Here is an 11,930-nt window from a genome sequence, read left to right on the forward strand (position 1 = left end):
CGGCGAGCCTAGCACCTGTCTATATATACAGTAAAGGTCTTGCTCTTAATGTCTACTCCTATCATCCCCTGGATGGGTGGCAAACGCCGCCTAGCCGACCGCTTGATCCCCCTCTTTCCCCCTCATGAATGTTATGTCGAAGTCTTCGCCGGCGGTGCCGCGTTGTACTTCATGCGCCCCCAGCCAGCCCCGGTGGAGGTGCTGAACGACCTGAACGGTGACCTGGTGACGCTGTACCGGGTGGTGCAGAACCATCTGGAAGAGTTCGTCCGCCAGTTCAAATGGGCTCTCAGTTCTCGTCAGATTTTCGAGTGGCAGAAGATGACCCGCCCCGAGACGCTGACCGATATTCAGCGCGCTGCCCGGTTCTTCTACCTGCAGCAGCACGCCTTCGGTGGCAAGGTCACGGGGCAAACGTTCGGTACCGCCACTACTGGCCCCGCCATAAACCTGTTGCGGATCGAGGAGAACCTCTCGGCCGCATGGCAGCGGCTGTCTGGCACCTACGTCGAAAACCTCTCTTGGCTTGAATGCGCGGAACGCTACGACCGTGCCCACACCTTTCACTACATGGACCCGCCTTACTGGCAGACCGCTGGGTATGGCGTGGACTTCCCTTTCGAGAACTACGAACGCATGGCCGACTTCATGCGCCGCTGCAAGGGCAAGGTGATGGTCAGCATCAACGACCATCCGGATATCCGGCGAGTGTTCGAAGGGTTTCATTTCGAGACCTTGGACATCCGTTACACCACAGCCAATCAGCGGCATGGCAAAGCCGACGTGACAGGTGAGTTGGTGATCATGAACTGGACTCCCGCAGCTCTGGGAGGGCTATTTTAGATGGTCGTCGCACAGGATCTGATTCGCTTGCTATTCGATTTGCGTGGAGCGTTACTGTGTCCACGCCCACAAAGGAAACCGCTTCATGGAAACCGCCGAGATGTACCTCCAAACCTTCCCAACACATGTCCTGCTTGCGGCTTTGCGCGGTGAGGTTGATCTTAACGAACTGGCCAAGCAGCAGTTGGTGAGCCGCGGTCTAGACTCCGCCGGTCAATGGGTTGGCTTTGCTGAGTCCGCCCGATTGATGACAGAGGTGGCGGGTAAGTAATCTCGAAGCTCCAGCACTTTCCCGGGCGAGGCCGGCCCGGGACAGTGTTCATGAGGCTGGTAATTGGACTGGTTCAACCAAGTTCGGACCCTGGTTGCGCACGTTGCCTACAGCAGTGTCGACCCGGTACCACTCGAACACATCGGCTGGCTCGCTCTGGTGTATCAACATCAATTCGGCGTACTCCTTGGGCATGGCCGGGTCGATCCATTCCCGCGCCAGATCCGGGGCCAAGGCAACCGGACGGCGGTCGTGAATGTCGACCATGCCGCCTGCAGAGTCCGCGGTAATGATTACGAACCCGTCATGTTCGCCCGGGTCTTCGTCTGTATCAGGGAACTGGCCGATGGCTGCGCACAGGGTAGGAGCGCCGTCCTGTCGGCGGATGAAGTAGGGCTGTTTCTTCGGCCCGCCTTCGTCTACCCACTCAAACCACCCGTCAATAGGGCACAGCGCTCGGTGCGGCCAGACCTGGCGGAAGAATGGGCCATGGGCCACCTTCTCGGCCCTGGCGTTCACTGGCGCGGCCCGGTCTTTGGCCCAATGCGGGCGCCATCCCCAGCGCACCAGGTCGGCGTGCAATCCGTCTTCAGTCTGGCGCAGTAGTGCGACCAACGCCGTAGGGGCCACGTTGTACCGGGCCAGCGGCTTGTTCTCGATCGACGACAGCCACTTGCCGGCGAGTCCTAGAACGTCGCAGTAGTTATCGATGTATCGGTACTGAGCGACACGACCACACATAACCACCTCCAAACGCCAGTTCATCTAATTCACGGTAGACCAGCGGGCGCTCCACTCGTCAGCGCCCGATTGATGGTCGGGGAGTTGTGGATAATATGCTGTGTTTTTATACAGTATAGGGTTGTCCAATGTATTTCCTGATCACACCGCGCCGAGTTCTGGGCGTTGCGCTTTCCAAGGAGGAATTGCGGAGGACCCCCGCGATTCGGGGCGACATTCACATCTATGAATGCCAGAACGAAGAGCTTGGCCGGGCGGCTTTCAGTGCTTGGGTTTTCAATCCGGGCCCTGGCCCTGACATCCTTCCGCGGCTTCATGACGTGAAAATCACCGGGATGGCTCAGGGGGGGATGAACTTGAATGGCATCGAGCAGATTGGCGATGCCTTCTACGCGCAGTCGTGGTGGTGTCGTGCTGAATAGGGCGGGCATTCCGCAGCCATGGCTAGACGAGCTTTATGATAATTCGGCCTTGATCGTGGACCCTGACGGACGTGCTGCAGTCCTTGATGCAATGGCCTATGCCGTAAGGCGCCGCCTGGAGATTAATGCCGCCGTGCTTTCTGACATGCTGGAGTTGTCTGAAGCTGCCAGGTTATGGGCACTTAACGCGCAAGAGATGGATGAATAGATACTGATCTAGATTGGTTATCTTAAGGGCAACCCAGGGAAACGAAGCCGACCTTGGGGTTGGCTGGCGCGGTAGGGGTGGACATGTCTAACCTCGGTATAGGTGTCGGGTCGCTCGGCGATCTGGATAAAATCGCTGGCGACGAACGGGCGCTAGGGGCGCCTCTGATCAAAAAGTGCGCAATTCTAGCGATGGCCGGCGCACTTGACCAGCTTTATGCAGGGAAATACGACGAGTGCTGCGCTATGCTTCGCGCCGTTGCGTCCAGGTGAATTCTTATAGTCAACAGAACCTCTGTAACTGTAAGTAAAAGGGCGCATGCTGCATTGGCATTCACGAGAGTCTTGCAAGCTTGGCGTTGTCTTGAATGTCATGCCTTTTATAAGAAGCCCCGATCTGGGTAGTAGGAGTGGTGGATGGGTCAGGCAAGTAGTCAGGCGGTAGGCGGCGAGCATTCCAGGGCCAGGCCCCTGGGGATGCTGGTGGCGGCGGTCGGGGTGGTTTATGGCGACATCGGGACCAGCCCGCTTTATACCTTGAAGGAGGTATTCGCGGGGCATTACGGGGTTCCGGTCAACCACGACGGTGTATTCGGCATCCTTGCATTGATCTTCTGGTCGCTGATCTGGGTGGTCTCGATCAAATACGTGTTGTTCATCCTGCGGGCCGACAACCAGGGCGAGGGCGGCATCATGGCCTTGACCGCCCTGGCCCGGCGGGCGTCGACGCCCTATCCGAGGCTGCGGGTGGTCCTGGTCATCCTGGGCCTGATCGGTGCGGCCTTGTTCTACGGCGACAGCATGATTACCCCGGCGATTTCCGTATTGTCGGCGGTGGAGGGGCTGGAGATTGCCTTCGACGGGCTCGAGCACTGGGTTGTACCTATGGCGCTGATCGTGCTGGTGGCGCTGTTTCTGATCCAGAAACACGGTACCGATCGCATCGGCAAGCTGTTCGGGCCGGTAATGGTCCTGTGGTTCGTGACCCTGGGCGTGTTGGGGATCTACGGCATCGTCCAGCATCCGGAAGTGCTGCAGGCGCTGAACCCGGTCTGGGGCGTGCGGTTCTTCATCGTGCATCCGGGCATGGGCGTGGCCATTCTCGGCGCGGTAGTGCTGGCATTGACTGGTGCCGAAGCGCTGTACGCCGACATGGGCCACTTCGGGCGCAAGCCGATCGCTCGCGCCTGGTTCGCCCTGGTGCTGCCGGCGCTGGTGCTCAACTATTTCGGCCAGGGCGCCTTGCTCCTGGAGAACCCGGAAGCGGCACGTAACCCGTTCTATCTGCTGGCGCCGAGCTGGGCCCTGATCCCGCTGGTGGTCCTGGCGACCCTGGCTACCGTGATCGCCTCCCAGGCGGTGATCTCCGGCGCGTTCTCCCTGACCCGCCAGGCGATCCAGCTGGGCTATATCCCGCGCATGTACATCCAGCACACCTCCAGCGCGGAGCAGGGGCAGATCTACATCGGCGCGGTGAACTGGGCGCTGATGGTCGGGGTGATCCTGCTGGTGCTGGGCTTCGAGTCTTCCGGCGCACTGGCTTCGGCCTACGGCGTGGCGGTGACCGGGACCATGCTGATCACCAGCATCCTGGTGTCGGCGGTGATGCTGTTGCTGTGGAAGTGGTCGCCGGTGCTGACGGTGCCGATCCTGGTGGGCTTCCTGCTGGTGGACGGGCTGTTCTTCGCCGCCAACGTACCGAAGATCTTCCAGGGCGGTGCTTTCCCGGTATTGGCGGGGATTGTGCTGTTCGCCCTGATGACCACCTGGAAACGCGGCAAGGAACTGTTGATGGACCGCCTCGGCGAGGGCGCGTTGCCGCTGCCGATCTTTATCAACAGCATCCGTGTGCAGCCGCCGCATCGGGTCCAGGGCACCGCGGTGTTCCTCACTGCGCGCTCCGACGCCGTGCCCCATGCGCTGTTGCACAACCTGCTGCATAACCAGGTGCTGCACGAGCAAGTGGTGCTGCTGACCGTGGTCTATGAAGATATCCCGCGGGTGCCGACGCAACGGCGCTTCGAGGTGGATTCCTATGGCGAAGGCTTCTTCCGGGTGATCCTGCACTTCGGTTTCACCGACGAGCCGGACGTGCCTGAAGCGCTGAAACTGTGCCATCTCGACGAGCTGGACTTCAGCCCGATGCGCACCACCTACTTCCTCAGCCGCGAGACGGTCATCACCTCCAAGATCGTCGGCATGGCGCGCTGGCGCGAGACGCTGTTCGCCTTCATGCTCAAGAACGCCAACGGCAACCTGCGCTTCTTCAAGCTGCCGGTGAACCGCGTGATCGAGCTGGGGACCCAGATCGAGATGTAAGCTGGCGCGACAGCAGAAGCCCCCGTCACCGCTGTGGTGACGGGGGCTTTTTTGTTGGAGGAGGGCGCTTTCCCCTGTAGGAGCGAGCTTGCTCCGCTCCCGCAGAGGGGGATTTCAAGGATGAAAAAGCCCCCGGTGCCGGTTGGCAGCGGGGGCCTTGTCTGGGGAGCTCAGATCACTCGTCGGCGACCTTGTCCTTGCCCTGGCGTTTCTCGATGATGTTGACCAGGCGCTGGGCCAGGGCCGGGTAGTTTTCGTCGAAGTGATGGCCGCCCGGCAGTTTCATGGCTTCGCCGACGGCGGTCTTGTCGGTGCAACCGCTTTCGTCGACTTCTTCCTCGCCGTAGATGCATACCACCTTGGCCGCTGGCAGCTTGGCCATTTCCGGGCCGGTGGCGGCTTCCTTGCCGGCGTTGCCCAGCCAGCCTTCGACTTCGATCTCGAAGCTGCCGGTGCGGGCGAAGGCCAGCAGGATAATGGCGTCGACTCGCTGCTGCTCGGCTTCCGGCAGGCGGTTGTAGATGGCTGGCAACACGTCGGCGCCGAACGAGTAGCCGGTCAGCACGAAGCGCTTGGTGCCCCATTTCTGCCGGTAGTGCTGCATCAGTTCGGTCAGGTCGGTGGCGCTCTGCTCCGGGGTCTTGTGCTGCCAGTAGTAGCGCAGGGTGTCGATGCCGACCACCGGGTAGCCGATCTTAGCCATCTCGCCGGCCACGTCACGGTCCAGGTCGCGCCAGCCGCCGTCACCGGAGAGGAACAGGGTCACGGTGTCCTTGGCCTGGCCGGCCGGCACTTCGACCACCGGGATATTCAGGCCGCCGTTGTCCGAACCTACCAGCAGCTTGCGCAGCTCGTTGTTCAGCACCTGAGGCAGGTGAATGTCGTAGTCGCTGATGCTGGTGCTGGCATTGGGGGTGTCACGCACGAAGCCGGCGCTTTCGTCATCCGGGTTGTCGTTCCAGGCCACCAGCCAGTGGCCGTGGGCCAGGGTCTTGGGCAATGGATCGGTACAACCCGGTGCCGGGTTGATGGTAAAGCCCACCGACACGGCCTGGGCCTTGTCGTCGTTCTGGGTGGCGATCCAGCGCCAGGCCAGGGCGGCACCAGGGCCGATGCCGCTGACCAGGGTCGCCGGGCCCGCGAGTTGGCCAAAGGCGGTCTGCAGGGCTTGTTCCTGCAGCTTGCAGTCGTCCTTGGGCAGGATCACCTGGACGATCTGCGCCGCGCCGCCGCGGCTCAGGGCCAGGAGTTGGGTATCGGTCAGGGCTTCGTCGGCGAGGACGGCCACGGCGACCCGGGCCTTGGCCTGGGCGGCCGGGGTAACACGGGTCAGGGTCGAGCCATCGGTCTGGGCCAGGTGTTCCAGGGTCGGTTGTGGTGCCGGACGATTCCAGTACCAGTAGCCGCCTCCTGCTATCAGGGCAAGCACCACCAGGGTGGCTAATACATACCGCCAGGAGCGTTGAATCATCAGCGTTTCACCAATCCAGTCAGGCCGCCCGCAATCAGGGCGGCGGTATCGGCCAGTGCCACCAGCGGATCCAGTCCGGCGGGCACGGCCATGTAACGAGGTTCCCAGTCAGGCTGGAATTTGTCTTTGAAACGGCGCAACCCTTGGAAGTTGTACAGCTGCTCACCCCGACGGAAAACCATCGATCCAAGGCGCTGGGTCAGTGGCGCGCCACGCCGGGGTTGCAGACCCGACAACGGCACCATGCCCAGACTGAAGCGGGCATACCCATGGTTTTTATAATGCTGGATCAGGCCGACCATCATGAATTCCATGGTCAGCTTGGGAGCCTCCGGGTGGGCGCGCATCAGGTCGAGGCTAGCCAGGTCATGGCTGTAGGTCTCGAGCAGGTTGGCGAAGGCCACCGGACGTCCTTCAAAACGGATGATTGCGATACGGAAATGCTTGAGGTAATCCTCGCTGAAACGCCCGAGGGAGAAGCCTTTCTCGCGGACATTCTTGCCGGTCAGCCAGGCATCGGAAATGACTTTCAGCTCGTCCATCGGCGCCTGCCCGGCCTCATGGATTTCCAGCGCCAGACCGTCGCGGGTACCGCGGTTCCAGGTGTAGCGCAGGTCCTTCATCTCCTTGCCCTTGGCTTCGAGGTCAAAGCGGTTCAGGTCGACCCGGGCTTCTTCGCCAAGCTTGATCGCAGTCAGGCCGATATCCATGTAGTACGGCAGGTTTTCCGCGCGCACCTGGTAGAACACCGGGCGCGCATGGTGGACGTCGCACAGGTCGCGGAACTGCCAGATCATCTCGGCCCGTTGCTGGGTCGGCCCGATCGGGTCGTACAGCGCCACCAGGCTGCGGCCGCGCCGGGCATACATGAGGAAGGCGTCATCGTTGGGATGGAACAGCAGGGCCTTGTCGCCGGTCAGGGACAGGCCGCCGTCGGGCTGGGAAGAGGCCATAAGGATCTTCGCCGCGCGGCCCAGCTCCTCGCCATTGGGCAGGTGAATCACCGGGCGCGCGGTGCGCAGCAGCCAGGTCAGGGACACCACCACCAGCAGCACCGCGGCCCCCAGCAGCGAGCGCAGGCCCCGTGGGGCATCGGCGTCGAGGGTGAACTGCCACCACAGCTGATGGCTGTAGGGCACGTCCTGATAGGCGAACAGCAGCAGCCAGATCGATGCGCCCAGCACACAGACGCTGGCCACCAGGTACAGCGGCGAGAACGGCAGTTCGGTGAGGCGGCTCGGCCGGTAGAAGGAGCGCCGGAAGACCGCCAGCAGGCTGGCGGTCAGGGTCATCAGGCTGGCTTCTTCCCAGTCGAAACCCTTGAGCAGCGAGAGCACGGCACCGACCAGCAGCAGGATGGTGGTCAATATCCAGGCCGCGGACAGGCGCCGGCGCAGGCCCTGGGCCAGCAGCAGGCAAAGCACCCCGACCAGGCTGGCGCCGAAGTGCGAGGCATCCACCAGGCGGTGCGGGATCAGAAAACCGATGTGTTGCAGGCGGGTGTCGATTTCCGGGGTCACGCCGGAAAACAGCAGCACCACGCCGGACAGGAACACCAGCACCGCGAGGATCGGTGCGGCCAGGCCCGAGGCCACCCGCAGCGATTGACGGGTCTGGAACAGGCGCTGGGCCTCATTGATCAGCAGCAGGACGCAGGCCACCAGCATCGGCAGGATCACGTAGATCAGCCGGTACAGCAGCAGGGCGGCGGCCAGTGGCGCCGCGCCGAGCTTGTCGGCGAAGGCGGCCAGCAGAATCGCTTCGAACACCCCGACGCCGCCGGGTACATGGCTGAGCACGCCGGCCGCCAGGGCCAGCAGGTAGACCAGCAGGAAGGCGCCGAAGGGCGGTGCCTCGGGCAGCAGCAGATAGAGCACTGTGGCTGCGGCGGCGACGTCGAGGGCGGTGATCAGCAGTTGCAGGAGCGTCAGGCGGCGTCCAGGCAGGCGCAGGGTACGGCGCCCGGCCTTGACCAACAGGTTGTCCGGCAGTGGCTGTTCAGGCAGGCGGCGCCGGTAGATACCGATGACCAGGATCGCGCAGAGCAGCAGTACGGCGCCGGCAATGCTGGCCAGCAGGCCTTCGGAGAGGCGCAGGGCGGCGGAGGCGGCGGGCAGGTTGCTCAGGGTCGCCAGGGCCGCGAGCGGTGGCAGGGCGCAACCCAGGGACAAACTGGCGAACAGCGTCATATGGGCGACGTCGCCGGCACCCACGCCATGCCGGGCATAGAGGCGGTAACGCACCGAACCACCGGAGAGCAGCGACAGGCCGATGGCATTGCCGATGGCAAAGGCGGTGAAGCCCCCGAGGGCCAGGGTGCGTGGCGGCAGGTTCACCCCGGCGTAGCGGCTGGCGGACCATTCGTAGCCGAGCAGGATGACGAAACCGACCACGGTCGCGGCCAGGGCGCCGAGCAGGGCCGGCTTGGGCACGTCGAGGATCGAATCATGCAGGGCATACAGATCCAGCTCGCTGAGCAGGTGACGACAGGCAATCAGGGCGATTCCGAACAGCAGCAGGGTCACGACCATGCCGATGGGCTGGCGGTATTTGCTCAGTAGCTCCAGCCAGCGCAAGCGGGTGGCCGCAACCGGTTGGTTCGCTGTAACGGTATCGGTGTCTTGTGAGTCAGACGAGTTGGCGCGCATCAATCACCTCGTGGATTGTGCGCGACAGGATGGGGGTATCCAGCCAAGTTACCAATCCCTGCAGAAAAAATAGTTTCAAATATTAACGCGTCTCACCATGGCCCTGCGAGCCCGGACGGCCAGCGTTTTCAAGCGGCTGCCTGGCAATGAGCATAGCGGGTTGGAAAGAGTGGGGGAGGTGACTGACGGTTCACGGGAGGTTGCCAGGTCATTGTTGCGAAAAGATTTTTTCGACAGATACAAAAAAGGCCACTCTTTCGAGTAGCCTTTTTTGTTGTTTGGTTGCGGGAGCCGGATTTGAACCGACGACCTTCGGGTTATGAGCCCGACGAGCTACCAGGCTGCTCCATCCCGCGTCTGTGTGGCGGCATTCTACAGACGAACGCCGGAGTGTCAACCGTTAAAGGTCCATTGAGTCAAATAAGTGTTGAATGACTCGCAAGGCGGGTTAAGTCCCGGTACTGCAAAGGGTTTTGTTTTGCGCGACAACAAAACGAGCGCGCACAAAAAAGGCCACTCTTTCGAGTAGCCTTTTTTGATGTTTGGTTGCGGGAGCCGGATTTGAACCGACGACCTTCGGGTTATGAGCCCGACGAGCTACCAGACTGCTCCATCCCGCGTCTGTGTGGCGGCATTCTACAGAGGATCGCCGGCCTGTCAACCGATTGGCCGAAAAAAACTGTTCTCGTTCAATTGCTTAGCTTGAAAATGCAGCCCCTGGATCGGCCCTGAGGGCATGCTGCACAAGGCTTTCAGCTCTATTGAGGGGCTTTGACCAATTGAGAAAATAAATTCATCTTCCGATTTTTCTGGTGGCAGACAGGAGAAATCAAACTACTGGTGCTATATACAGTTCTCGGTGAGATACTGTCGCCCTGTCTTGTGATCGACCTCTTGCTTCCATGAACTCTGCCTTTATATGACGCAGCGCAAAATCATCCACATCGACTGCGATTGCTTCTACGCCGCCATCGAAATGCGCGACGACCCGCAATTGGCCGGCAGGCCGATGGCGGTGGGCGGCTCGGCGGAGCGACGCGGGGTGATCGCCACCTGCAACTATGAGGCCCGCGCTTTTGGCGTGCGTTCGGCCATGTCCTCGCGGCATGCGCTGACGCTGTGCCCCGACCTGCTGATCGTCAAGCCGCGCATGGAGGCCTACCGGGAAGCGTCGAAAGAGATCCATACGATCTTTCGCGACTACACCGACCTGATCGAGCCTTTATCCCTGGATGAGGCCTACCTGGATGTTTCCGACAGCCCCAACTTCGCCGGCAGCGCCACGCGCATTGCCCAGGACATTCGTCGCCGGGTCTCCAACCAGCTGCATATCACGGTGTCGGCCGGGGTGGCGCCGAACAAGTTCCTGGCCAAGATCGCCAGCGACTGGAAAAAGCCCAACGGCCTGTTCGTGATCACCCCGGACCAGGTCGAGGACTTCGTTTCGGCCTTGCCGGTCAACAAGCTGCATGGCGTGGGCAAAGTCACGGCCGACAAGCTGGGACGCCTGGGCATTGTCAGCTGCGAGGCATTGCGCGAATGGAGCAAGCTGGCGCTGGTGCGCGAATTCGGCAGTTTTGGCGAGCGGTTGTGGAACCTCGCCCGGGGTATCGATGAGCGGCCGGTGCAGAACGACAGTCGTCGGCAGTCCATCAGCGTGGAAAACACCTACGACGTCGATCTGCCCGATCTGCAGAGCTGCCTGGATAAACTCCCGGAGCTGATGCAGACCCTGGCCGGCCGGATCGAGCGAATCGACAGCAGCTATCGTCCGGGCAAGCCCTTCGTCAAAGTGAAGTTTCACGATTTCACCCAGACCACGCTCGAACAGGCGGGGGCAGGGCGGGACCTGGAGAGTTACCGGCAGCTTTTGACCCAGGCGTTCAAGCGCGGGGACAGGCCGGTGCGGCTATTGGGGATTGGTGTGCGTTTGCAGGATCTGCGTGGCGGGCATGAGCAACTGGAGCTGTTCAGCCGTTCCTGAAACAGCATCGCGAGCCAGTCCACCCCCGCAGTGCGGAAACAGGCTGGCTCGCGATGGTTATCTGATCAATGGGCGCCTGGGTCGGCGACCAGGCGGCCGGCGTTCTTGGTCAGCGACTTGAGAAATTCGCTTTGCAGTTCCGGATCGTTGCGGGTCAGCTCGATCAGGCTCTGCTCCAGTTCGCTGGCTTCTTCTTCCAGGCCCAGTTCGGAGAGACGCTTGACCCGGTGCACCCACTGGCTCACTTCGTCATCTTCGAGGTCGTCGTAGATCAGGTTGTGCGCTTCCAGCAGCTTGCCGCGCAGGGTGTTGCTGATGGCCAGCGACGAGTCGGAATGCACGTCGTCCTGGGCATCCGCGACGCTGATCTGCAGCTTGCCGATGTGGTTCAGGTCCTGTTCGGAAAACGGGCTGTCCAACAGGTTCAGGCGCAGTACGCCGTTGCGGTCGGTGCTCAGCTCGTGGGTTTCCTTGCCGGCCTTGACCTGCACCGGACGCTCGCTCCAGGGCAGGCTCGAATACTCCACGCGCTTGTCGCGCTGGACTTCATCGATCCCCGCCAGGTTCTGCTGCGCCCGACCGTGGGACTGCACGTTCATGAACGGGTTGAGCCCGGCCACGCCGTAGCTGATCCAGTCCTTGGTGACGCTGTCCGGCAGGTTGCCCAGGGCAAACACATTGACCACGTTGGCGCCGACACCCGCGACCACGGCTACCGCGCCCAGCGGGATCTCGTAGAGCTCCCGCCAGGGTTGATAGGGTGTGTAGCGATCGTAGCGACGCGTGACTTCGAACTCGGTGACTTCGAAGGTCTTCTGCTCGTGGATGCGCACCCGGCGTTGCGGCAGCTCAAGCACCTTAGGCTCACCGACATCGATCTGCAGGCTGTGATCGAGCAATTTGCGCTCGACACGTTCCTCGTGCTCGCTGCGTTGCGACATCTGGTTGGCACAGCCGCTGAGCAACAGGGCGCCGCACAAGGCGGCGCCACCGAGGCTTAAGGTGTTTCGCTTGAGCATGACTT

10 protein-coding genes and 2 tRNA genes are annotated in these 11,930 nt (G+C 61.8%); 6 read left to right on the forward strand and 6 right to left on the reverse strand.

Annotated features, from left to right (window positions below):
- Positions 1-48: 48 nt before the first annotated feature.
- Both J4E58_RS27985 and J4E58_RS27990 read left to right on the forward strand, forming a co-directional pair.
- Positions 49-843: a DNA adenine methylase gene (locus J4E58_RS27985; RefSeq protein ID WP_087091460.1), complete on the forward strand. Its 795-nt coding sequence runs from the start codon at positions 49-51 to the stop codon at positions 841-843.
- 85 nt (positions 844-928) lie between these two features.
- Positions 929-1,114 (forward strand): hypothetical protein, encoded by a 186-nt coding sequence (locus J4E58_RS27990; RefSeq protein WP_053259989.1) that lies wholly within the window; start codon positions 929-931, stop codon positions 1,112-1,114.
- Positions 1,115-1,162: 48 nt separating this feature from the next.
- On the opposite strand, the gene J4E58_RS27995 is transcribed toward J4E58_RS27990, so the two are convergent.
- Positions 1,163-1,855: an SOS response-associated peptidase gene (locus J4E58_RS27995; protein ID WP_087091461.1), complete on the reverse strand. Its 693-nt coding sequence runs from the start codon at positions 1,853-1,855 to the stop codon at positions 1,163-1,165.
- A 128-nt stretch (positions 1,856-1,983) separates the two neighbouring features.
- Here J4E58_RS27995 and J4E58_RS28000 point away from each other — a divergent pair, with 128 nt between their 5' ends.
- The 3 genes from J4E58_RS28000 (at position 1,984) to J4E58_RS28005 (ending at position 4,803) form a co-directional block, all read left to right on the forward strand.
- A complete protein-coding gene (locus tag J4E58_RS28000) occupies positions 1,984-2,277 on the forward strand; it encodes a hypothetical protein (RefSeq protein ID WP_087091462.1) in 294 nt (97 codons plus the stop codon).
- A complete protein-coding gene (locus J4E58_RS32075) occupies positions 2,237-2,485 on the forward strand; it encodes a hypothetical protein (RefSeq protein WP_087091463.1) in 249 nt (82 codons plus the stop codon). Before J4E58_RS28000 ends, J4E58_RS32075 begins: the two co-directional genes overlap by 41 nt.
- A gap of 416 nt (positions 2,486-2,901) precedes the next feature.
- The gene (locus tag J4E58_RS28005) at positions 2,902-4,803 is read left to right on the forward strand and encodes a potassium transporter Kup (RefSeq protein ID WP_087091465.1); all 1,902 of its coding nucleotides are present in this window, start codon (positions 2,902-2,904) and stop codon (positions 4,801-4,803) included.
- A 175-nt stretch (positions 4,804-4,978) separates the two neighbouring features.
- Here the strand turns inward: J4E58_RS28005 and J4E58_RS28010 are convergent, their stop codons facing one another.
- The 4 genes from J4E58_RS28010 to J4E58_RS28025 form a co-directional block, all read right to left on the reverse strand.
- Complete coding sequence (locus tag J4E58_RS28010; RefSeq protein WP_087091466.1) at positions 4,979-6,274, reverse strand: virulence factor family protein; 1,296 nt, start codon at positions 6,272-6,274, stop codon at positions 4,979-4,981.
- Entirely contained in the window at positions 6,274-8,922 is a 2,649-nt protein-coding gene (mprF, locus tag J4E58_RS28015) for a bifunctional lysylphosphatidylglycerol flippase/synthetase MprF (RefSeq protein ID WP_087091467.1), read from the reverse strand. Before mprF ends, J4E58_RS28010 begins: the two co-directional genes overlap by 1 nt.
- Before the next feature lie 279 nt (positions 8,923-9,201).
- Positions 9,202-9,278, reverse strand: a tRNA-Met gene (locus J4E58_RS28020).
- 187 nt (positions 9,279-9,465) lie between these two features.
- A tRNA-Met gene (locus J4E58_RS28025) sits at positions 9,466-9,542 on the reverse strand.
- 299 nt (positions 9,543-9,841) lie between these two features.
- On the opposite strand from J4E58_RS28025, the gene dinB reads away from it, so the two are divergent.
- The gene (dinB, locus tag J4E58_RS28030) at positions 9,842-10,906 is read left to right on the forward strand and encodes a DNA polymerase IV (protein ID WP_009042451.1); all 1,065 of its coding nucleotides are present in this window, start codon (positions 9,842-9,844) and stop codon (positions 10,904-10,906) included.
- A 65-nt stretch (positions 10,907-10,971) separates the two neighbouring features.
- On the opposite strand, the gene J4E58_RS28035 is transcribed toward dinB, so the two are convergent.
- Positions 10,972-11,925 (reverse strand): hypothetical protein, encoded by a 954-nt coding sequence (locus J4E58_RS28035; RefSeq protein WP_087091468.1) that lies wholly within the window; start codon positions 11,923-11,925, stop codon positions 10,972-10,974.
- Positions 11,926-11,930 lie beyond the last annotated feature (5 nt).

It is taken from the genome of Pseudomonas sp. FW305-25 (genome assembly GCF_017351415.1).
Classification (GTDB): Bacteria; Pseudomonadota; Gammaproteobacteria; order Pseudomonadales; family Pseudomonadaceae; genus Aquipseudomonas; species Aquipseudomonas chlororaphis.

Coding starts and splice junctions, on each gene's coding strand:
- J4E58_RS27985 (WP_087091460.1), top strand. CDS start 49: ATGTCTACTCCTATCATCCCCTGGATGGGTGGCAAACGCCGCCTAGCC.
- J4E58_RS27990 (WP_053259989.1), top strand. CDS start 929: ATGGAAACCGCCGAGATGTACCTCCAAACCTTCCCAACACATGTCCTG.
- J4E58_RS27995 (WP_087091461.1), bottom strand. CDS start 1,855: ATGTGTGGTCGTGTCGCTCAGTACCGATACATCGATAACTACTGCGAC.
- J4E58_RS28000 (WP_087091462.1), top strand. CDS start 1,984: ATGTATTTCCTGATCACACCGCGCCGAGTTCTGGGCGTTGCGCTTTCC.
- J4E58_RS32075 (WP_087091463.1), top strand. CDS start 2,237: ATGCCTTCTACGCGCAGTCGTGGTGGTGTCGTGCTGAATAGGGCGGGC.
- J4E58_RS28005 (WP_087091465.1), top strand. CDS start 2,902: ATGGGTCAGGCAAGTAGTCAGGCGGTAGGCGGCGAGCATTCCAGGGCC.
- J4E58_RS28010 (WP_087091466.1), bottom strand. CDS start 6,274: ATGATTCAACGCTCCTGGCGGTATGTATTAGCCACCCTGGTGGTGCTT.
- mprF (WP_087091467.1), bottom strand. CDS start 8,922: ATGCGCGCCAACTCGTCTGACTCACAAGACACCGATACCGTTACAGCG.
- dinB (WP_009042451.1), top strand. CDS start 9,842: ATGACGCAGCGCAAAATCATCCACATCGACTGCGATTGCTTCTACGCC.
- J4E58_RS28035 (WP_087091468.1), bottom strand. CDS start 11,925: ATGCTCAAGCGAAACACCTTAAGCCTCGGTGGCGCCGCCTTGTGCGGC.